This is a genomic window from Mesorhizobium sp. M0052 (assembly GCF_040323255.1).
Lineage (GTDB): Bacteria > Pseudomonadota > Alphaproteobacteria > Rhizobiales > Rhizobiaceae > Mesorhizobium.
Genome location: NZ_JAMYUS010000012.1, coordinates 151,196 through 170,835 on the forward strand (window position 1 = coordinate 151,196; position 19,640 = coordinate 170,835).

The 19,640-nt window shown below is 62.6% G+C and carries 21 protein-coding genes; 8 read left to right on the plus strand and 13 right to left on the minus strand.

The window, feature by feature from the left end:
- Nucleotides 1–200 precede the first annotated feature (200 nt).
- From NKJ77_RS18080 to NKJ77_RS18090, 3 genes are all read right to left on the minus strand, one after another.
- Nucleotides 201–809 carry a transglutaminase-like cysteine peptidase gene (locus NKJ77_RS18080; protein ID WP_023830701.1) on the minus strand — a complete coding sequence of 203 codons (609 nt, stop codon included), beginning with the start codon at nt 807–809 and terminating at the stop codon, nt 201–203.
- Nucleotides 810–1,097: 288 nt separating this feature from the next.
- Complete coding sequence (locus NKJ77_RS18085) at nt 1,098–1,715, minus strand: PilZ domain-containing protein (protein WP_023667501.1); 618 nt, start codon at nt 1,713–1,715, stop codon at nt 1,098–1,100.
- 124 nt (nt 1,716–1,839) lie between these two features.
- Nucleotides 1,840–2,475 (minus strand): PAS domain-containing protein, encoded by a 636-nt coding sequence (locus NKJ77_RS18090; RefSeq protein WP_023828641.1) that lies wholly within the window; start codon nt 2,473–2,475, stop codon nt 1,840–1,842.
- Nucleotides 2,476–2,875: 400 nt separating this feature from the next.
- Between NKJ77_RS18090 and NKJ77_RS18095 the strand changes: the two genes are divergently transcribed.
- The 4 genes from NKJ77_RS18095 to NKJ77_RS18110 all read left to right on the plus strand — a co-directional run bounded on the left by NKJ77_RS18095 (nt 2,876) and on the right by NKJ77_RS18110 (nt 6,410).
- Complete coding sequence (locus NKJ77_RS18095) at nt 2,876–3,643, plus strand: rhomboid family intramembrane serine protease (protein WP_023681507.1); 768 nt, start codon at nt 2,876–2,878, stop codon at nt 3,641–3,643.
- 151 nt (nt 3,644–3,794) lie between these two features.
- Complete coding sequence (locus NKJ77_RS18100) at nt 3,795–4,226, plus strand: CBS domain-containing protein (protein WP_023667498.1); 432 nt, start codon at nt 3,795–3,797, stop codon at nt 4,224–4,226.
- 191 nt (nt 4,227–4,417) lie between these two features.
- Nucleotides 4,418–5,917 (plus strand): Asp-tRNA(Asn)/Glu-tRNA(Gln) amidotransferase subunit GatB, encoded by a 1,500-nt coding sequence (gatB, locus tag NKJ77_RS18105; RefSeq protein WP_023681506.1) that lies wholly within the window; start codon nt 4,418–4,420, stop codon nt 5,915–5,917.
- A gap of 4 nt (nt 5,918–5,921) precedes the next feature.
- The gene (locus NKJ77_RS18110) at nt 5,922–6,410 is read left to right on the plus strand and encodes a GNAT family N-acetyltransferase (protein WP_023830703.1); all 489 of its coding nucleotides are present in this window, start codon (nt 5,922–5,924) and stop codon (nt 6,408–6,410) included.
- A gap of 16 nt (nt 6,411–6,426) precedes the next feature.
- Here NKJ77_RS18110 and NKJ77_RS18115 read toward each other — a convergent pair whose 3' ends face one another.
- From NKJ77_RS18115 to panB, 4 genes are all read right to left on the minus strand, one after another.
- Nucleotides 6,427–7,827: an ArnT family glycosyltransferase gene (locus NKJ77_RS18115; RefSeq protein WP_050589846.1), complete on the minus strand. Its 1,401-nt coding sequence runs from the start codon at nt 7,825–7,827 to the stop codon at nt 6,427–6,429.
- A 182-nt stretch (nt 7,828–8,009) separates the two neighbouring features.
- Nucleotides 8,010–9,170 carry a helix-turn-helix transcriptional regulator gene (locus tag NKJ77_RS18120; RefSeq protein ID WP_023830705.1) on the minus strand — a complete coding sequence of 387 codons (1,161 nt, stop codon included), beginning with the start codon at nt 9,168–9,170 and terminating at the stop codon, nt 8,010–8,012.
- Nucleotides 9,171–9,394: 224 nt separating this feature from the next.
- Nucleotides 9,395–10,252: a pantoate--beta-alanine ligase gene (panC, locus tag NKJ77_RS18125; protein ID WP_023706622.1), complete on the minus strand. Its 858-nt coding sequence runs from the start codon at nt 10,250–10,252 to the stop codon at nt 9,395–9,397.
- 11 nt (nt 10,253–10,263) lie between these two features.
- A complete protein-coding gene (gene panB, locus NKJ77_RS18130) occupies nt 10,264–11,094 on the minus strand; it encodes a 3-methyl-2-oxobutanoate hydroxymethyltransferase (protein WP_023702475.1) in 831 nt (276 codons plus the stop codon).
- A gap of 325 nt (nt 11,095–11,419) precedes the next feature.
- Here panB and NKJ77_RS18135 point away from each other — a divergent pair, with 325 nt between their 5' ends.
- From NKJ77_RS18135 to NKJ77_RS18145, 3 genes are all read left to right on the plus strand, one after another.
- The gene (locus NKJ77_RS18135) at nt 11,420–11,818 is read left to right on the plus strand and encodes an NADH:ubiquinone oxidoreductase subunit NDUFA12 (protein ID WP_023667491.1); all 399 of its coding nucleotides are present in this window, start codon (nt 11,420–11,422) and stop codon (nt 11,816–11,818) included.
- 115 nt (nt 11,819–11,933) lie between these two features.
- Entirely contained in the window at nt 11,934–12,485 is a 552-nt protein-coding gene (locus tag NKJ77_RS18140; protein WP_023667490.1) for a DUF2155 domain-containing protein, read from the plus strand.
- Nucleotides 12,486–12,560: 75 nt separating this feature from the next.
- Nucleotides 12,561–12,944: a hypothetical protein gene (locus tag NKJ77_RS18145; RefSeq protein WP_023702474.1), complete on the plus strand. Its 384-nt coding sequence runs from the start codon at nt 12,561–12,563 to the stop codon at nt 12,942–12,944.
- A 42-nt stretch (nt 12,945–12,986) separates the two neighbouring features.
- Here NKJ77_RS18145 and aat read toward each other — a convergent pair whose 3' ends face one another.
- From aat to NKJ77_RS18175, 6 genes are all read right to left on the minus strand, one after another.
- On the minus strand, nt 12,987–13,604 hold the full coding sequence (aat, locus tag NKJ77_RS18150; RefSeq protein ID WP_023681498.1) for a leucyl/phenylalanyl-tRNA--protein transferase: 618 nt from the start codon (nt 13,602–13,604) through the stop codon (nt 12,987–12,989).
- Between the two features lie 27 nt (nt 13,605–13,631).
- Nucleotides 13,632–14,975, minus strand: coding sequence for an acetyl-CoA carboxylase biotin carboxylase subunit (gene accC, locus NKJ77_RS18155; RefSeq protein WP_023681497.1), 1,344 nt, complete (start codon nt 14,973–14,975; stop codon nt 13,632–13,634).
- A 10-nt stretch (nt 14,976–14,985) separates the two neighbouring features.
- Nucleotides 14,986–15,450, minus strand: a complete 465-nt coding sequence (gene accB / locus NKJ77_RS18160) for an acetyl-CoA carboxylase biotin carboxyl carrier protein (RefSeq protein WP_023681496.1) — start codon at nt 15,448–15,450, stop codon at nt 14,986–14,988.
- Nucleotides 15,451–15,476: 26 nt separating this feature from the next.
- Nucleotides 15,477–15,911, minus strand: coding sequence for a type II 3-dehydroquinate dehydratase (aroQ, locus tag NKJ77_RS18165; RefSeq protein WP_023667485.1), 435 nt, complete (start codon nt 15,909–15,911; stop codon nt 15,477–15,479).
- A gap of 150 nt (nt 15,912–16,061) precedes the next feature.
- On the minus strand, nt 16,062–16,865 hold the full coding sequence (locus tag NKJ77_RS18170; RefSeq protein ID WP_023667484.1) for a DsbA family protein: 804 nt from the start codon (nt 16,863–16,865) through the stop codon (nt 16,062–16,064).
- A 58-nt stretch (nt 16,866–16,923) separates the two neighbouring features.
- Complete coding sequence (locus NKJ77_RS18175) at nt 16,924–18,336, minus strand: M48 family metalloprotease (protein WP_023702473.1); 1,413 nt, start codon at nt 18,334–18,336, stop codon at nt 16,924–16,926.
- A 144-nt stretch (nt 18,337–18,480) separates the two neighbouring features.
- On the opposite strand from NKJ77_RS18175, the gene NKJ77_RS18180 reads away from it, so the two are divergent.
- Nucleotides 18,481–19,629 carry a pyridoxal phosphate-dependent aminotransferase gene (locus NKJ77_RS18180; RefSeq protein ID WP_023830706.1) on the plus strand — a complete coding sequence of 383 codons (1,149 nt, stop codon included), beginning with the start codon at nt 18,481–18,483 and terminating at the stop codon, nt 19,627–19,629.
- Nucleotides 19,630–19,640: the final 11 nt, after the last annotated feature.

Consider the following 19,640-nt stretch of genomic DNA (forward strand, 5'->3'; position numbering starts at 1 on the left):
GCGCAGCAAAAACCGGTTCTCACTTTTCGCTGCCGCGGTCCTTCGGTTCGGGATCATGGTCTGAAATGGTGGAGCCGGCCCGGGGACGGGGCCGGCTCCTTAAAACCCGGTCGTTGGGGACGGGGAGGGTGGGGACTCGACCGGGCTTTCTCGTTAGGCACGTCGCATTATTCGATGTGCTTGACCTCTGTGATGGCGTCCTAGCGGACGCTGGCAACCGCGTCGGCGCGACCGTCATTGATCGTCACCCACACGCCGGAATTCTGGTCGGACTGGCGCTTCAGGTAGGTGTAGTCTGTGTCGGTCCAGGACAGCACCTTGGACTCCAGATTATCGAGGATGAACTCGCCGAGGCTGGTGCGCACGGTCAGCACCGCATGGCCGTCGCCATTTTGTTGGCGCGCCACGGTCATCAAGAGATTGCCGGCGGGAACGCCAAGCGCCATCAATTCGCGGCGCTTCTCCAGCGCATAGTCCTCGCAGTCGCCGAAGCCGCTGCCGGGATAGGACCAGACCTCTTCCTTGCCCCACATTTCCATGTCGGTGCGCGGCACGATCCGGGTGTTGACAGAATTGTTGACGTCGACGATCGCCGCCCACAGCTTGCGGGTCAGTTCGACCGGTGCCTGCTTCGGCGTGCGCTGAGCGCACTCCTGCGGCAGCTTCTGGCAGAATTCGTAGTGACCGACCGGCTGTGTCGTGCGGCCGCCAGTGTGCATGTAGGCCGGTCCTGCTGCTTGCGCCGTTCCCCAAGCGGAAAGCTGCATCGCCATTGCCAAGAGCAACAGCTTGCCCCACGTCTTTGCCATTCGTCAGTCTCCCCGTTTGAGGAGACAATGACAGCGTTGGATTTATTTGACGCAAAAACCCGAAATAGACATTGAGTAAAAGCTCAATAGAATACGCGTAAAATTTGACCTATTTTAATATAAAATCGTTCAGGTCTCGGCGTAAACCCGCGGTGTCGGGGCGCGGATTTCCGGGTGGAGCCGTGGATTTGCTGCGTGCCGCTACAAGCTGGAGAGGCAGGCGGAACGCCGGCAACAAAAAACCGGCCGCGCAGGGCCGGTTCGTTTTTGCTGCCTGTTGCCGATCGTTCAGGCGCGCGGGGCGTTGAACTCGGAATCGAGCGTTTCCGGGCGTTGGATGACGGCGAATTCGATGGCAACGCCATCCTCGAAATGACGCACCACCTGGCCACGCATGGTGCCCAGCATGACCTGGATGCCGAGCGCCGGCTTGACGTCGATCTCGACCGCCGCGCCCGACAGCGACAGGTCGATGATGCGGCACTGATACTGGCGCCCATCGGTGAGCTGCAGCACGCTTGTCGGGTTGCGCGGCGCCACGCGTTCGTGGCGGCGGTCTTCCGGCAGGTCGAGTTCATGCTTGTTGGCGAGCCAGGTCAACTGCGCGGCCAGTTTGTCCTTCTTGCGATCCGAGGCAATGACGGTCATAGCAAAGCCGTCCTGCGAAGTGCGCGTCACCACGCCCTCGATGCGGCCGATATGATCGATATAGGCAATGATTTTTTCGCCCGGCATGCCGACGCGCTCGGTGCGCAACGCGACATTGCCCGGTGACATATCGACGACCTGGCAAGGGTGTTCGGTGCGGTCCTCCAGCATGAAGCGCCCGTAGATCTTGACCCGGACGCGCTGAAAGTTACGCCTTTCGGCGCGGGACGGTGCGTATTCGACCGCCGCTGACCTCATGACTGCCTACACCCCGTTGGCATTCCCGCGTCGTGCGTGGAATCTCGGCCAAAACTACAGCCAAGCAGGTTAACAAAGGAGAAAAGTGGGTCGCCGATAGTTAAGATTAGCGCCGGCTTGGAGACTATTGCTCGCGCCCGCCGTCGAACACGACGAGGTGGCGGATACGGCGCGACCGACCGAGCGCCGAGATGGTCTCCGGCGCTTCGAGTTCGGGAGCCAACGACGGAACGGATATTTCCGGCCGGTTTTTCAGGAACATCGGTTCCTTGTCGGGATCGATGACCCGGATGGCGTCGATCAGCGCGTCGGTGATCGGGTCGGCGCCCAGCCAGAACGGCTTTTCCACGGCGCTGATGACGCCGAGGCAGCGCGGGTTCTCGACGCCGCCATCGAGCGGCAGCGCAAGCAGTTCGAAGTGGTTGGAACGGCCGTTGCGGCTGAATCCCTCATAAGTGATCGACACCACGGATTTCTGCTCGAAAACGCCGTGAATGAGGCGCGACACCAGCCGCTGGTCCTTCTCACGCCATAGCGAGGGGAACGAAAACCCCTTGAGCTCGCGGCCGTAGCCGGCGCAAAGCCTGGTGCCGGCAAGCCGGAACACCGCTTCGCCGCGCGTATCCCTTTCCAGGATGAAGGTGTCGGCCAAAAGCGCCTTGATGTCGGCCGGTTCGACCTCCGAACGCTTTGGGGCAGGACGTCCACCACGCAGGCGATTCCAATAATGGAACAGCGCGATTGATCCGTTCTGGTTCATGCTATGAAACTCCGCGCATTCTGCCGTCTGATGGTCCCATCGGTGAACAGAAAGGGCGCCCTCCGATGACCTACATGCGTTCCGGAGCAGGATGCGTGCCAGCGTCGTTAAGACTTGTTCACGGGTCGGGGACGTTAAGGTTAACAAGTGGTTTACGTTGCGCGCACAGGCTCGCCATGGCACACCAAAACCACTCCAGAAGCGGTCGTTTCGCGACGACCAACAGCACTTCGGTCAATAGTTTTAGGGGAGCAGGGGGCTCGACCAGCCGTTCAAGGGAAACCTTGGACGGCTTCTTTTTGATTCGCGGTTTGTGATTCGCGCTTTGTGATTCGTAGTTTGTGATTTGTCCGGGCATGGCCTAGATGCTCGCGACACGCAAATCCCTGGATCAGTGCATATGAGCGAACCGGCCGGCCCCCTGGAGACCGAACAGACCGCGGAGGCGCCGCCGCCGCGCCGCGAGCCGGTGTTCAACCTGCCACCGGTGGTGCTGGCGGTGATCGGCATCTGCGTCGCCGTCTTCCTGCTGCAGCAATATGTGCTGACCGAAGAGCAGCAGATAACATTGCTCACCGATGGCGCCTTCATTCCGGTCCTCTACACCGGCCAATACGGTTTCGACTGGTTCCTCTTCACCCGTCCTTTCACCTATGCCTTCATGCATGGCGGCGTTGCCCACATTGCCATCAACATGGTTGCGCTGGCCGCCTTCGGGTCGCCGCTGGCCAACCGTCTCGGCTGGTTCTGGTTCGCCTTGTTTTTCGCCGCCACCGGGCTGGCCGCGGTGGTGCTGTTCTGGGCGGTCCATCCATACGGCGAAGCGCCGCTGGTCGGCGCTTCCGGAGCGATATCGGGCATGATGGGTGCTGCGGCGCGTTTCGGGTTCCGTACCGACCGCTCCTCCGGCAGGGCGGCCTTTGCCGGCCCCGTGCTGCCGATCGCAATCGTTTTGCGCATGCGCGGCGTCGTCAATTTTCTCGGCGCCTGGATGGTCATCAATCTCGCCACCGGCCTTTACGGTCTCGGGCTCGGAGAACCCGGCCAGATCGCCTGGGAAGCGCACATTGGCGGCCTCGTCGCAGGCTTCTTCGGGTTGCGCTGGTTCGACCGGCGTTGGCGGGCGCCTGAATGGGAGATCCCCGACGACCAGCGCACCCCCGACTAGCGCACTCTATTGGCGCACCCCACTGGCACACCCCACTGGCACACCCCACTGGCACACTTGAAAAGCAACCGATCACGGCGCACGATGTTCACTCTTATGTGAAGCCGGTCAGGGCGGGAGCTGGCTAGCCAAGCAGGAGGAGGAGGACGCCATGACGGTTAAGGCAATTCTCGAGAGAAAAGGCCATGACGTGTTCACGCTCGGGCCGAATGTAAAGCTCAGCGAAGCCATTCGAATCCTGGCCGACCACAAGATCGGTGCACTGGTCATCACCAATGGCGATCGCAAGATCGTCGGCATCCTTTCCGAGCGTGACATCGTGCGGGTCGTTGCCAGGGAAGGCGCTGCCGCACTTGATATAACGGTACGCTCGGCGATGACGCCGAAAGTGAAGATCTGCAACGAGAACCACACGGTCAACGAGGTGATGGAGATCATGACCAAAGGCCGTTTCCGCCATCTGCCGGTGGAAAAGGATGGGCTGCTCGACGGCATCGTGTCGATCGGCGACGTGGTCAAGCGCCGCATCGAGGATGTCGAGCGCGAGGCCGACGAAATCAGGGCCTATATCGCAACGGCCTGACCTGACGAAAAGACCGCCGACCGGAATACCGGCCGGCGGCGTTCATTCTATCGGTGCCGAGCGGCCGAAAGCGGCTGAAAAGGCCAGCCCGCTGCTTTGGGCGCTTGTCTCGCGAAGCGGTTTGCACTAGCGAAGACCGATACCCAAATCACGAAAATCGAAGTTTTCGCGAGCCAAAAGCGCAGGCCACCATGACCCTTATCGATACCCGCACGCCCGACGCCAAACGTTTTATCCCCGGCGCCACCGGCGATTGGGAGATCATCATCGGCCTCGAGGTTCACGCGCAGGTGACCTCGGAAGCAAAGCTGTTTTCCGGGGCGTCGACGACTTTCGGCGCGGCGCCCAACGCCAATGTCAGCCTGGTCGACGCGGCCATGCCCGGCATGCTGCCGGTCATCAATGAGGAATGCGTCAAGCAGGCGATCCGCACCGGCCTCGGATTGAAGGCGCAGATCAACCACAAGTCGGTGTTCGACCGGAAAAACTATTTCTATCCCGACCTGCCGCAGGGCTACCAGATATCGCAGTTCAAGCAGCCGATCGTAGGCGAAGGCACGATCGTCATTTCGGTCGGTCCCGACCGGCAGGGCGAGTTCGAGGACATCGAGATCGGCATCGAGCGCCTGCACCTGGAGCAGGACGCCGGCAAGTCGATGCACGATCAGCATCCCACCATGTCCTATGTCGATCTCAACCGCTCCGGCGTGGCGCTGATGGAGATTGTCTCCAAGCCCGACATGCGCTCGGCCGACGAGGCCAAGGCGTATGTCACCAAGCTGCGCACCATCGTGCGCTATCTCGGCACTTGCGACGGCAACATGGACGAAGGTTCGATGCGCGCCGACGTTAACGTCTCCGTTCGCAGGCCCGGCGGCGAATTCGGTACGCGCTGTGAGATCAAGAACGTCAACTCGATCCGCTTCATCGGCCAGGCCATCGAGTTCGAGGCGCGCCGCCAGATCGCCATCCTCGAGGATGGCGGCAAGATCGACCAGGAAACCAGGCTGTTCGACGCCGTCAAAGGCGAGACGCGCTCGATGCGCAGCAAGGAAGAGGCGCATGACTACCGCTACTTCCCCGATCCCGACCTTTTGCCGCTGGAATTCGATCAGGCCTATGTCGACGCGCTGGCCAAGGAGTTGCCGGAGCTGCCCGACGACAAGAAGGCGCGGCTGATCTCTTCACTTGGCCTGTCGACCTACGACGCCTCGATCCTGGTGTCGGAAAAGCCGATCGCCGACTATTTCGAGCAGGTGGCCTCGGGCCGCGACGGCAAGCTTGCCGCCAACTGGGTCATCAATGACCTGCTCGGCCAGCTTAACAAGGCCGGCAAGGACATTGAAAATGCTCCTGTAACACCGGAGCAGCTCGGTGCCGTGATCGACCTGATCAAGGAAGGCACCATCTCCGGCAAGATCGCCAAGGATCTGTTCGAGATCGTCTGGAACGAGGGCGGCGATCCGCGCCAGCTGGTCGAAAGCCGCGGCATGAAGCAGGTCACCGACACCGGCGCCATTGAGAAAGCGGTCGACGAGGTGATCGCTGCCAACCCCGACAAGGTCGAACAGGCTCGCGCCAAGCCGACCATGGCCGGCTGGTTCGTCGGCCAGGTGATGAAAGCCACCGGCGGCAAGGCCAACCCGCAGGCGGTCAACGATCTGGTCAAGGCCAAGCTCGGTATCGAATAGAACAATGTTCGTCCGCACCGCCAGCGAACGTGACCTTGCCGCCGTCCGCGCGCTGCTGGTCGAAACCTGGCACGCAACCTACGACGCGATCTATGGCGCCCAGCGGGTGACCGAAATTACCGATGACTGGCATTCGATCGCCTCGCTCAAGGCGCGGCTGACAAGGCCGAACTCGGAATTCCTGGTCGCCGATGACGGCAAGCGTATCGGCGGCATGGCTTTTGCCGCCGCAACGACGGATGCGAAGATCGTGCTGCTGAACCAGCTCTATGTACTGCCGGCCTGCCAGCGGCAAGGCATCGGCCAGGCCTTGCTGGACGAGGTCGAAGCCAGCTTTCCCGAGGCGAACAGGTTGCGGGTCGAGGTGGAAGAGGCCAACGTGCCGGCCATCGCCTTCTACCGTTCGAAGGGATTTTTGCCGGTCGGCAGCACAGCCGATTGCGGCGGCGGTTCGGGGTTGCCGGCGCTGATCTTCGAGAAGCCGCTGGGATAGGCGTCCGACGAAACGTTCAGTGCTGTCCCTTCAGCACGACCAGATAGCCGCGCTCCACCGGCTGCCGGAAGGCGATCTGTTCGGATGTGCCCGGATCTTTCGATTGCTTTTCGATGACGTAGCCGCCGGGATGAGACTTGAGCCATTCCTCAGGCTTGTCGGCGTTCTCGAATGGCTTCTCTATTCGCCCAAGGAAACCGACCTCGCCCTGATAGTCGTAAGCGACGGCCCAGTCGGCGTCCTTTCGTTCGTCGATGAAGCTCGCCAGCGGCGTGAGATCGTAGCGTTTGAACACGGTCGCCGAGGCGGCGGCGTGGCCGATGGCGAAAAGGGCAAGCATGACAAAGGCCGTCGCCCTCAGCCTGGCGACTGAAATCTCAGCCATGAAGTAGCCCAGCAGAATGGTCGCGAACGGTAGTGCCGGCACGACATAGTGCGGCTGCTTGCCGGATATGGCGCTGAAGACCAGCAGCACCGCAATGAACGAGAACGACAGCAGGCGCAGGGCACGCAGATCCGGGGATTTGGTGTCGATCAGGCTGCGTATCCGGGCAACCGGCCTCAGCCGCCACACCGGGGGGATAAAGGCCCAGGGCACGAACATGAGCGGCAACAGCATCAGGTAAAAGTAAAACGGCCGGCCATGCGAATTGTGCAGGCTTCCGGTAACCCGACCTGCCGACTGGTTCCAGACGAGATCGTAGACGAAACTGCCCTTGGTCAGGATGGTCGCGGGCGCCAGCCATATGGCGACCGGGACAAGGGCGGCGAGAATTGCCAGGCCGGCTCCGGCAAAGAACTGCAAAGGGGCAAGGCCGGCTCGCCGGTCACGCCAGAGGGGATAGAGCAGGACGGGCGCGCCGATGTGAATGAGCACGACCGGGCCTTTGGCCAGCACGCCGAGCCCGATGAAGAGACCCGCCAGCACCGCCTGCCAGCGGTTGCCGGTCCTGGCGAAGCCCAGCAACGCCAGCAGTGCGGCGACCACACAGGCCGTCAAAAGCATGTCGAACAGGATCAGGGTCGAATAGATGACAAAGACGGTGCTGCCGGCCACCAGCCAGGGGATGCGACTGGCGATTTCCGGGCGCTCGGGAAACAGGGTTTTGGCCAGAAGTGTCGTCAGCCAGATGACCAGCGACGAGGCAGCGAAGATGACGAGCATCGCCGCCGCGCGGCTCACACCGAAGATGTTCCAAGAGAGATCGATGAGCCAGAACAACAGCGGCGGCTTCTGCAGATAGGGCGCAAAGTTCATCGTCGGTACGAAGACATGTCCACCGAGATACATCTCCCAGGCGACGCTGAGATAGCGCGTCTCATCGACCGGCAGTAGCGGACGGAAAGCGAGCGCGATGCAAAGCAGGGCCAGCAGGAAGAGGTAAGGCAGCAGCCGTTCAATTCGTGTCGGTATCAAATTCGGGGACCGCCCAGGAAATCGTTTCCACGTCCGGTCGTGCACGATGCACCGTCTCCGGACCGGAGCAGAACCGCACCATGATTTTGGCCGAATTGCAACGATGCCGGCTTGGTATTGTGGATTACGCCTGCGTACCGGCAAATAGTTGAAAAATTTGATGATTGGCTCCGAGTATGGCTTCAGGCCGAGCGCAGCGGCGGCGTCAATTCGCGCATCAGGAGTTCCAGCTCTCGCTGGTCGCCAGTGGCGGTCTTGTCGAAGATCGTCGCCAGCTGTGATTTGACGGTGCCGTCCGAGACGCCGCTGGCAGCCGCGATTTCACGCCGTGTCAGCCCGGCGGCGACATGGCCGGCGACACGCTTTTCCGCTGCTGTCAGTCCGAACAGTGCAGCGATCGCTTCCAGCGCCGGCACTGATGTGGCGCCGGCGGCGGCAATGAAGATGGCCGCGGCGGCGCGCGGCGATATGCGGGCCGAAATGTCGCGTCGCGCCAGAGGCATGACATGCGCCACCGCCGGAGACATGGCCTTCACCAGCGGAATGTTGATGCCGGACGGTCCGAGCGCGAATTCGTCGCGCGTGCCGAGCTGGACGGCGCGGCCGATGGCGGTGTTGGCGTTGGCATAAGCGAAGGACAGCTGGCCGCGCACCGAGGACACTGAGGCGGTTTCGGTGAGCAGGGCTTCGGCTGCCCGATTGGCGAAAATGATCTGCATATCGTCGGCGACGATCAGCACCGGATGGTCGAGGCTCTCGAGGATCGAGCGAAAGACGTCGGCCTTGCGCCGCTCGGCCTCGAACAGGTCGCCGATGGTCACCGCACGCCGGACATGGGGGGCGAGCGTGGACATCAGGTCGATATCCCTGGCTGAAATCTGGGGCCTGTCCTTGTCGGTAACCACCATCAGCGTGCCGGTGCGCGCCGGCTGCTTCATCAGCGCTACCCAGAAGAAATCGTCGAGACGGTTGGGTTCCACCCACTCGCGCACGATGCGGCTTTCGAGCCAGTTCTGGCGGGCGTCAGGGCCTTGCAGGGCGTAGACGCTGTCGACGGTGAACGGTATGTCGACTTCCATCTTCGGCACCGCCTTGAAAAAGGGCACCTCGCAGGCGTAGTCGCGCTGCAGCGGCTCAAGCAGAACCGGATCGCCGCAGGAAGTCGAAAACCGGGCCGAGTTTCTCGCCGTATCGACGACCGCCAGCATGGCAAGCCGGCCGAGCGCCAATTTGCAGATTGATTCAAGCGTCGATGGCCAACGGCCGACATCGACAATCGAATCGTAGATTGCCTCGACGATCTGCGGCAGGGCGCGACCGACTATGTTGGCCTGGACAGACACGTAGAGCCTCGTAAGGATTGCAGCGTAGTGGCAGGTCACACACTGTCTCTGCCTGGGGTCGCACACAACATAGCCGGCTTGGTTACGTCTGTGAAACGTCTCACAGCGGCGTTCGGTGTATCGTGAGCGCTTACGGGCTGGCCAGAACGTACCTGATGAGCCGTTGTCTAAGAGCGCTCGGGCCGCTCTGCGATACAAATCAAAGTGAACGGAATTGGAATTTTTCAGGGAATAAATGAGTAAACTTCCACATTGTCGATCAACCTGGTTCTGCCAAGCCACGCCGCGGCAAGCAGGCGGCCATCGCCGTCACGCCGCCACGAGGTGAGCGTCAGGCTCTCGCGCGCGGCGACATAGTCGACGCTGTCGAAGCCTGCCTCGAGAAGCGCGGCAGTGGCTTTACCGGTCACGCCGTTTTCATCGGCACCGGCCGCGAGCGCTGCCGCCGTCTGGCGCAAGATGACATTGAGCTGTCGCGCGACGTCGAGCTCGGCGGCGTCGAGATAGGCGTTGCGCGACGACATTGCCAGGCCATGCGCATCGCGCACGGTTGGCGCGCCGACGATTTCCACCGGAAGGTCAAGATCGCGGCAGAGCTTTCGGACGACGCAAAGCTGCTGGTAGTCTTTTTCGCCGAAGATGGCGTAGTCGGGCAGGGCTTGCAGAAAGAGCTTGGCCACGACCGTGGCGACGCCCTCGAAGAAGGTCGGCCTGAAATCCGATTCCAGGCCAGAAGACGGGCCGCCGACCGAAATCTTCGTCGCAAAGCCTGCCGGATACATCTCGGAAACCGTAGGCGTGAAGGCAAGCTGTGCGCCGGCCTCGGTCAGCCGGTCGAGATCGCGGGCCAGCTGACGCGGATACTTGTCGAGATCTTCAGTGGGGGCGAACTGGGCCGGGTTGACGAAGATCGAGACGACGCAGCGATCGGCCGTTGCGAGCGCGGCCCCGACCAGCGAGATATGGCCGTCATGCAAAGCGCCCATGGTCGGCACCATGGCGACGCTCAGGCCTTCGCGCCGCCATTCGCGGATCTGCGCGCGAAGGCCGGGCACGGTGTCGACGACGAGCGGCTGGCTTATGGGGGGCCGGTTCATGCCTTGTCCTTGTCGCTCGCGGCTGAAAAGACGTGGCCCGGCCCGGGGAAGGTGCGGCTGCGCACCTCCGCCGCATAACGCGCCGCGGCATCGGCGACCGCGCTGCGCAAATCGGCGTATTCCTTGACGAATTTCGGCACCCGGTCGACCGTCAGGCCGACCATGTCGTCGATGACCAGGATCTGGCCGTCGCAATCGCGGCTGGCGCCGATGCCGATGGTGGGAATGGCAATGCGCCGGGTGAGGTCGGCGGCAACGGTCTCGACCGTGCCTTCGATGACCAGCGAAAACGCGCCGGCCTTTGCGACCGCGTCGGCGTCGCGCATGAGCGCGGCCACATTCTCCGGCGTGCGGCCCTTGATCTTGTAGCCACCGTCCTTTTCCACCGATTGCGGCTGCAAGCCGATATGGCCCATCACTGGAATGCCGGCCGCGACGATTGCGGCGATCTGGAGGGCGACGTCGACGCCGCCTTCCAGCTTCACCGCCTGGCAGCCGGTTTCCTCAGAGATGCGGCGCGCCGAGGCAAGGGCTTGCGCGGCCGAAGTCTCGTAGCTGCCGGCCGGCATGTCGACCACCACGCAGGCCTTTGCCGAGCCGCGCATCACGGCCTGGCCATGGACGATCATCATTTCCAGCGACGCGCCAAGCGTGGTCTTGTGGCCATGCAGCACCATGGCAACGCTGTCGCCGACCAGGAGAAGGTCGACATGATCGTCGAGCAGGCGGGCGACGGGATAGGTGTAAGCGGTAAGGCATACGACCGGCACGCCGCCCTTGCGGGCGCGTATTGTCTCCGCACTGATCCTGGCGACAGCTGGGGCCATTCCTCACCTCCCGCAGCCGGCGTTGACTACAGCGCCGCGCGTCCCGTGGACGCGCAAAGGACGCTGTAGCACTTTGGTTTGCGCATGATCCTTTCCGAAAATCGATTTCGATTTTCGGGGTCATGCGGCAGCGCCGACGATGAGAGCTTTAGGAACACACAGCCGGCTTGGCAAGCGTCGGTTCGCAGGTGCGAAATGGATCGGCCAATCACTGAGCGCTTCGGCATGCCGTCAGTGCCGCAGGCACCGCAAAACCCTTGCCTTCGCGGAGTCCTGACGCCATAAGCAGGAAGCTGGCACCGCCGTGCGCCCCGCGAGGATCTGAATGAAAACTTTCCTTCTGCAGTTTTTCACCTGGTGGAACCGCCAGACGCTGGGAACCCGTTTTCACACCTGGCGCCACGGCAACAAGGTCGGCCAGGATGGGGCCGGCAACGTCTACTACGAAGGCGGCGTCGATTCGGAAGGCCGCACCCGCCGCTGGGTCATCTACGCCAATTATTCGGAGGCGTCGGCGATCCCTCCGGGCTGGCACGGCTGGATGCATCACCGCGTCGATGTGGCGCCGCCAAGCGATGACTATCGGCCGCGCGAATGGGAAAAGGCGCATGAGCCGAACCTCACGGGAACACCGGCGGCTTATCGCCCGAAGGGTTCCGTGCTCACCAATCAGCACCGTCCGCAGGTGACGGGCGACTACGATGCGTGGACGCCTGGTTCTTGACCGCCGGCCGGTCCTTTGTCGCCACAATTGGCGTTTAGCTGCTTGCTGATATGACAACGGCGAATAGCCTTGGGCGTGACAGAATCACCCGGGCCCAAACCACCGGTATCTCCGCATGAACATTTTCAGCCTGACATCGATGGCCGGACTGGCGGCAATTGGCGCTATCGCCATGTTCCCGACAGCGTTTGCCGCGGCGCAGGCGCCTGCGGCAGCACCCGCAATCTCCGATCGCATCACCAATCCGGTCGCCGAATTTGCCGGCATCGACAAGATCACCGGCCGTATCATCACCTTCGATGTCTACATCGACGAAACCGTGCAGTTCGGCGCTTTGCAGGTGACGCCGCGCATCTGCTATTCGCGGCCGGAGAATGAAGAGCCGAAGACCGATTCCTTCGTCGAAGTCGACGAAATCACGCTCGACCGCAAGATCCGCCGCATCTTCACCGGCTGGATGTTCGCCGAGAGCCCCGGCCTAAACGCCGTCGAGCACGCCGTCTATGACGTCTGGCTAAAGGGCTGCAAGCAGAAGTCGGATGTGCCGCCGCCCGACGCGGCCAATGCCGAGACGCCCAAGGTCGACACGTCCAAGCCAAAGCCCGCCGCTGCTCCGGCCGCCGAACAGCCAGACCCCACGGAACCTGACGCGACCAACACCAACTGATCCTCCGGAACCGTGGTGGCAACTATGCGTTGGGCCATGGACGATGACGCATTTATGCGCTTGGAGGATATTCTGATGTCGGACAGCAAACGGATAACGGCCAGCAAAGACGACCTGCTCGAACTCGAAAAGGGGTTCTGGACGGGCGACGAAGCTTACTACGCCGCCAATGTCGACACAGAATGCCTGGTGGCATTTCCTGAGATGGCACAGGCAATGGACAATGCCGATCTGGCCAAGACCGCGACCAAGCCCAACCGCTGGCGCGACCTTCAGATCGACCTCAAGGGTATCATCGAGCCCGGCAGCGACATTATCATGCTGACCTATGAGGCTCATGCGACACGGGAAAACGGCGAGCCCTACGCGGCGCTGGTCAGCACTGGCTATGTCCACCGTGTCAACGGCTGGAAGATGATGTTCCATTCGCAGACGCCGATGGAAGCCGCGAAGGGCTGACCCCTTTCACCGGTCGAGCCGGCTCGGCCGCTCGGTCTCCGATCAGGGATAAAAAACGGCTTCGCCCTTCAGCGCGTCGGCCAACATCTTCTCGTATTTGACGCGCGGCACGTCGACCGCGCCGAAGCGTTTGAGATGCTCAGTGGTGAATTGCGTGTCGAGCAGGGCAAAGCCGCGCGCCTTCAGCCGCTCGACCAGATGATACAGGCAGGTCTTGGACGCGTCGGTTTCCCGGGCGAACATGCTTTCGCCGAAGAACACGCGACCGAGCGAGACGCCATAGAGGCCGCCGACCAGCCGTTCCTCGCGCCATGCCTCGACCGAATGGCAGTGCCCCAGACGGTGCAGTTCGATATAGGCTTCGCGGATCGGCGCGTTGATCCAGGTCGAGCGGCGCTCCTCGCGTTTTTCGGCGCAGCCGTCGATCGTCGCCTCGAAATCGAAATCGAAGCGGATGTCGAACGGGTGCTTGCGGATCGTCTTCCGCAGGCTCTTCGGCGTGTGGAAGCCGTCGAGCGGGATGATGCCGCGCGTCTCCGGCCGCACCCAGAACACTTCCGGGTCGGAAGCGCTCTCCGCCATCGGGAAGACGCCCGAGGCATAGGCCTTGAGCAAGAGGTCGGTCGGAATGCGATAGCCGGGTGCGTAAGGGCGGGTCATCGCGGCATCATAGCGGCAATTCGGGCGCTATTCCTCTTTGGCCAGATACTTTTCCAGCCAGTGGATGTCGTAGTCGCCATTGGCGATATCGGCATTGCCGACCAGGTCGCGAAACAGCGGCAGCGTCGTTTTGATGCCGTCAACGACGAATTCGTCGAGCGCCCGGCGCAGCCGCATCATGCATTCGACGCGGTTGCGGCCGTGCACGATCAGCTTGCCGATCAGGCTGTCATAATAGGGCGGGATCTTGTAGCCGGAATAGACACCGGAATCGACGCGAATGCCGAGACCGCCAGGCGTGTGGAAATGCGTGATCGTGCCGGGCGAAGGCGTGAAGGTACGCGGATCCTCGGCATTGATGCGGCATTCGATGGCGTGGCCGTTGAACTTTATGTCCTCCTGGCGCACTGAAAGCCCGCCGCCGGAGGCGACGCGGATCTGTTCGTGCACGAGATCGATGCCGGTGATCGCCTCCGTCACCGGATGCTCGACCTGCAGCCGCGTGTTCATCTCGATGAAGTAGAACTCGCCATTCTCGTACAGGAATTCGATGGTGCCTGCGCCGGAGTAGCCGAGGTCGGCGATGGCCTTGGCACAGATATTGCCGATGCGGGCGCGCTCCTCGGCGTTAAGGGCCGGCGAGGGCGCCTCTTCCCAGACTTTCTGGTGGCGGCGTTGCAGCGAACAGTCGCGCTCGCCGAAATGCACGCCGCGGCCGGCGCCGTCGCCGAATACCTGCACCTCGATGTGGCGCGGCTTTTCCAAGTATTTCTCGATGTAGACGGCATCGTCGCCGAAGGCGGCTCCCGCTTCCGTGCTCGCTGTCTGCAAGGCGATCTCAAGGTCAGCCTCGGTAAGGGCGACCTTCATACCGCGCCCGCCACCGCCTGCCGATGCCTTGATGATCACGGGATAGCCGATCTCGGCGGCAATGCGCCTGGCTTCCTTCTGGTCGGTGACGGCGCCGTCGGAGCCCGGCACAACCGGAATGCCGAGCCGCTTTGCGGTGCGCTTGGCCTCGATCTTGTCGCCCATGATGCGGATGTGGTCGCCCGACGGGCCGATGAAGGTGATGTTGTGGGCGGCGAGAATGTCGGCGAACTTGGCGTTTTCCGACAGGAAGCCATAGCCCGGATGCACGGCATCGGCGCCGGTGATCTCGCAGGCTGCGACGATCTGGTGGATGTTGAGATAGCTGTCGCGCGACGGCGGCGGACCGATGCACACGCTTTCGTCGGCGAGCCTGACATGCATGGCGTCAGCGTCGGCGGTCGAATGCACGACCACGGTCTGGATGCCGAGTTCCTTGCAGGCGCGCAGCACCCGAAGCGCGATTTCGCCGCGGTTGGCGATGAGGATCTTCTGGAACATCCGGCCCGCTCTACTCGATCACGACGAGCGGCATGCCGTACTCGACCGGCTGGCCGTCCTCGAACAGGATCGCCGTCACCGTGCCGGCGCGCGGCGAAGGGATCTGGTTCATCGTCTTCATCGCTTCGATGATCAGCAGCGTCTGGCCTTCCTTGACCTTCTGGCCGACTTCGATGAAGGCCTTGGCGTCGGGCGAGGGCGCGAGATAGGCGGTGCCGACCATCGGCGAGGGGACCGCGTTCTTGGACGGGTCGGCCACTGCTGGTGCGGCAGCCGCGCCCGCCGCGGGCTGCTGCGCTGCCGGAGCATAACCGGCCTGCGGTGCGGCGATGGCGTGGACGGCCGGCGCCTGGCGCGATACGCGCACCTTCAGGTCGCCGAGCTCGACTTCGATCTCGGTGAGATTGGTGTCGTTCAGTATGCCCGCCAGATCGCGGATCAGTTGCTGGTCAACACCGGTCTTCTTTATCGACATTTTCGAGCCTTCTGTTTGTGGGCCGGTCATAGGCGTGCCGCCAGCGCCTGCAGCGCCAGCGAGTAGCCAAGCGGCCCGAACCCGCAGATCATGCCGACAGCGACCGGCGCGACCATGGAGACGTGGCGGAATGGTTCCCGCGCGTGGATGTTGGAGAGGTGAACTTCGGCGACGGGCAGCGGCGCGACAGCGCGGATGGCGTCGTGAATGGCAATCGAGGTGTGGCTGTAGGCACCCGGATTGATGACGATGCCGGCTGCCTTGTCGCCGGCTTCCTGGATCCAGTCGACGAGGTCGCCCTCATGGTTCGACTGGCGAAAATCAATCTCGAGGCCAAGCGCGGCGCCCGCCTGCTTGCAGTCGTCGGCGATCGCGGCAAGCGTCTTGCCGCCATAGATGCCCGGCTCGCGCTTGCCGAGCGCGTTCAGGTTGGGGCCGTTCAGGACGAAAATCGTTTTCAAAAATGCCGACCTTTTCCGACGCCGGCCTCAAGCCGGCGCGCAGGGCCTTCTATAATGGGCATAGCCGCCCGCGGAAAGAGCACAAGTGCGATCTTTCACTGTCCACAACAGGCGGAAATGTGCCCGTGAGAAATAGGCTCGCGTGCAAGATCAGAGCGCGGCTTTCGCCGCCTCGATCTTTTCAGCCAGCACTTCCTGGCCGAGCGCCCCGAACACCACCTCATTGCCGACCACGTAGGAAGGCGTTCCGGTGATGGCCAGCTTGTTGGCGAGGTCGAAGGTCTTGGAGAAAGCCTCGGTGATGGTCGGATCCTTCATCTTCTCGCGCAATTTCGCCTCATCGGCGCCTAGCGACAGCGCAACCTTGATGGCCGCCGCCTCGGTGGCGCGGCCCTGGCCGCCGAGCAGGGCGTTGTGGAACTCGCCGTATTTCTCCGGATGCATCAGGTGGAAAGCCATCGAGACGACGCTGGCCTTTTGCGAATCCGGCCCGAGGATCGGGAATTCCTTGAGCACGAAGCGCAGCTCCGGATCGGCCTTTGTCAGAGCCTGCATGTCGTCGATGGCGCGTTTGCAGAAGCCGCAATTGTAGTCGTAGAATTCGACGATGGTGACCTTGCCCTTCGGATTGCCGACGACGCCGTCGAAGGTCGAGTTGAAAATCTCGGACTTGGCCTTCTCGATGACGCCGAGGCTGGCTATGCGCTGCTCTTCCTTCTGCTTGGCCTCGAGCGCCTCCTGCACTTCAAGCAGCACTTCGGGGTTCTTCAGGAGATAGTCGCGGATAATGCCCTCGACCTCGGTGCGATCGATCTTGGTGTCGGCAGAGGCGGTCTGCACGGTCTGCGCCGTGCCGGCCTTGGCCACCTGCGGACTGCCGGCGACGAACCCGAAAGCGAGCATGGCAAGAGCAGCCGCCACTCCCGTCGTGCCGAGCAATATTGCCTTGTTCATCGTCTCATCCTCTTTACCGGTTCCGGTCTATCCTAGTCGCCGCGGGCGACCGGAAGGTTCATTTCTTGAGTTTGCCTGAAGGGTTGTAGTTTATGATGTCCTGCGCCCGAATCCAGCCGGGCTCGCCGCGCTTCAAGTCTTTTTGCGCGCGCATGGCGAAAATTTTCGCATTCGTGTAATCGCCGGAATAAAAGTGGCCCTCGGCGGTGGCGAGTTCCGCCGCCGGAATGTTGCCAAGCTCGCCATAGGCCTGGGCGAGATAGCGGTATCCGACCGTGTTTTCCTTGTCGCGCCCGAGACCGTTGTTGATCTGCACCACCGCCTTCTTCAGCGAGTCGGGCGTGCCGATGGCCATCAGCGCCTGGCCGAGGGAAACGGGCAACAGGCCCGACCTCACCGGATCGAGGCTGACCGCCTTGGCATAGGCGTCCGCGGCGTCCTTGGGCTTGTTGGCCTTCATCAGTATGTCGCCGCGCATTTCCTGGAAGTAGGGGTTCTTCGGCTGTTCCTTGATCAATCCATTGGCCTTGGTCAGTGCTGCACCCAGATTGCCGTAGAGATAGGCCATCTGCGCTTCGCCATAGCGCGAGGCGAGGCTGCCCGGGGCCTTGCGGATCAGCCGCGTGGCGGCGGCCTGGCCGCCCATATAGGCGGCGATCTTGATGCGCATCATGTCGTGCCGCTGCTGCAGTGCCGGCGGATCGACCTTGTCGACGTTAGGGCTCTGCTTGACCAGCACTTCGAGATTGGCGATGCGCTCCTGCGGCATCGGGTGGCTGATGCGGTAGGGATCGACCTGCGTGCCGGAAAGCGACAGCGCGCTCTGGAAGCGGGCGAAGGTCTTCAGCATGCCCATGCCGGACTGGCCGGTGGCATTGAGATAGGTGATGGCAGAGCGGTCGGCGGTCGACTCTTCGGTGCGCTGGTAGGCAAGAATGCTGCGCTGCGCCATCTCGCCGCCGCCCGCAGCCACGCCCATGCCGGCGCCGGCAAGGCCGCGGCTGTTGGTGGTGGCGCCGGCAACGATGGCGCCGGCGCCAAGCAGCGTGGCGATGATGGCCATGGTCTTGGCGCGCTCGAGCTGGTCGCGCAATTTCTGCTGATGGCCGCCTGCGATGTGGCCGGCCTCATGGGCGATGACGCCGATGATCTCGTTGGGCGTTTCTGCCTGCATCAGCGCGCCGGTGTTGATGAACAGCCGGCGCCCGGTGACGAAGGCGTTGAAGCTCTGATCGTTGACCAGAACGATATCGACACCGTCATTGGCAAGACCGGCCGCCTTGAAGATCGGCCGCGCATAGTCGCGCACCAGCGCCTCGATCTCGGCATCGCGCACGACCGGCACCGCCTGCGCGAAGGCCGTCACCGAGCCGGTGACAGCGACGGCGGCGGCAAGCAAAAGCGTCGCGAAGCCGCGCGCTGTCTTCCCGATGGAAGATTTGGACATCGTCGATTTGGGTCGGCTCAGCATGAGGTCCACTGGTAAACGAGCGGGCGAACGATGAAAAGTCACGGCACCGAAACTAGGCGAACTTGTGATCCTCACATCAATCGGGCATTTGTGCGGCGCTGCCGCCGGTTCATGGCTTCGAGCGGCGGGCCGGACGGAGGTCAAATGGTAGTTTCGCTGTCGCGCCGCGGTGAAGTCGAGCCGTTTCACGCCATGGACATTCTGGCCGAAGCCAACCGGCTGAAGGCGACGGGCGTGCCTGTCGTCTCCATGGCCGTCGGCCAGCCATCCGATCCGGCGCCCGTGGGCGCGAGGGAAGCAGCCGCAAATGCGCTGAGGATCGGACGCATCGGCTATACCGACACGCTCGGTCTGGCGGATCTGCGCAAGGCGATCGCCACGCATTATGGCGACCATTACGGGATCGATGTCGCGCCGAACCGGATCGCCGTGACCACGGGATCGTCGGCCGCCTTCAATCTGGCATTCCTCGCGATGTTCGATCCCGGCGACCGCGTCGCCATCGCAGCACCCGGCTATCCGGCCTACCGCAACATCATGGCCGCGCTCGGCATCGAGATCGTCGAGATCGAGCTCGGCAGCGACGCCTATCTTCATGCCGAACATTTGAGATCGGCGCACCGGGAAAAACCACTGAAGGGCGTGTTGTTCGCCAGCCCGGCCAATCCGACAGGTGCGGTCATTCCCGCCGACGAGTTGTCGGCACTGGTGAGGACAGCCGAAGAACTCGGCATCGCGGTGATATCGGACGAAATCTATCATCGGCTGGCCTATGCCGCGCCCGACACCACTGCGCTGGCCCATGGCTCAGGCGTGACGGTGATCAATTCCTTCTCGAAATATTATTGCATGACCGGCTGGCGCATTGGCTGGATGGTGCTGCCGGAAGCTCTGGTGAGGCCGATCGAGCGCATCGCCCAGAGCCTCTACATCTCGCCGCCGGAACTGTCGCAGATCGCGGCGATCGAAGCCTTCAAGGCGACGCAAGAGCTGGAAGCGGTAAAGGCGCGCTACGCCTGGAACCGCGAGCTGTTGATGCGGCGCCTGCCGGAACTCGGATTTCCCTTGGCGGCGCCGATGGACGGCGCCTTCTACGCTTTCTGCGATGTTACCCGGCATACCAATGACAGCATGGCCTTTGCGCGCAAGATGCTGGCCGAGGCGCATGTGGCGGCGACGCCCGGCCGCGATTTCGATCCACTTCAGGGCCACCGCACGATGCGCTTTTCTTATGCCGGCAGCCATGACGACATGGTCGAGGCGATGGCGCGCATCGAGCGCTGGCTGAAATAGCGGGGACGAGC

Excerpts from the sequence above, each read along its gene's own strand:
- NKJ77_RS18085 (WP_023667501.1), bottom strand. The coding sequence starts at position 1,715 with ATGAGGTCAGCGGCGGTCGAATACGCACCGTCCCGCGCCGAAAGGCGT.
- accB (WP_023681496.1), bottom strand. The coding sequence starts at position 15,450 with ATGTCGATAAAGAAGACCGGTGTTGACCAGCAACTGATCCGCGATCTG.
- NKJ77_RS18110 (WP_023830703.1), top strand. The coding sequence starts at position 5,922 with ATGTTCGTCCGCACCGCCAGCGAACGTGACCTTGCCGCCGTCCGCGCG.
- NKJ77_RS18095 (WP_023681507.1), top strand. The coding sequence starts at position 2,876 with ATGAGCGAACCGGCCGGCCCCCTGGAGACCGAACAGACCGCGGAGGCG.
- NKJ77_RS18170 (WP_023667484.1), bottom strand. The coding sequence starts at position 16,865 with ATGAACAAGGCAATATTGCTCGGCACGACGGGAGTGGCGGCTGCTCTT.
- NKJ77_RS18135 (WP_023667491.1), top strand. The coding sequence starts at position 11,420 with ATGAAAACTTTCCTTCTGCAGTTTTTCACCTGGTGGAACCGCCAGACG.
- gatB (WP_023681506.1), top strand. The coding sequence starts at position 4,418 with ATGACCCTTATCGATACCCGCACGCCCGACGCCAAACGTTTTATCCCC.
- NKJ77_RS18175 (WP_023702473.1), bottom strand. The coding sequence starts at position 18,336 with ATGCTGAGCCGACCCAAATCGACGATGTCCAAATCTTCCATCGGGAAG.
- panB (WP_023702475.1), bottom strand. The coding sequence starts at position 11,094 with ATGGCCCCAGCTGTCGCCAGGATCAGTGCGGAGACAATACGCGCCCGC.
- NKJ77_RS18080 (WP_023830701.1), bottom strand. The coding sequence starts at position 809 with ATGGCAAAGACGTGGGGCAAGCTGTTGCTCTTGGCAATGGCGATGCAG.
- NKJ77_RS18180 (WP_023830706.1), top strand. The coding sequence starts at position 18,481 with ATGGTAGTTTCGCTGTCGCGCCGCGGTGAAGTCGAGCCGTTTCACGCC.
- aat (WP_023681498.1), bottom strand. The coding sequence starts at position 13,604 with ATGACCCGCCCTTACGCACCCGGCTATCGCATTCCGACCGACCTCTTG.
- NKJ77_RS18140 (WP_023667490.1), top strand. The coding sequence starts at position 11,934 with ATGAACATTTTCAGCCTGACATCGATGGCCGGACTGGCGGCAATTGGC.
- NKJ77_RS18145 (WP_023702474.1), top strand. The coding sequence starts at position 12,561 with ATGTCGGACAGCAAACGGATAACGGCCAGCAAAGACGACCTGCTCGAA.
- NKJ77_RS18090 (WP_023828641.1), bottom strand. The coding sequence starts at position 2,475 with ATGAACCAGAACGGATCAATCGCGCTGTTCCATTATTGGAATCGCCTG.
- accC (WP_023681497.1), bottom strand. The coding sequence starts at position 14,975 with ATGTTCCAGAAGATCCTCATCGCCAACCGCGGCGAAATCGCGCTTCGG.
- NKJ77_RS18100 (WP_023667498.1), top strand. The coding sequence starts at position 3,795 with ATGACGGTTAAGGCAATTCTCGAGAGAAAAGGCCATGACGTGTTCACG.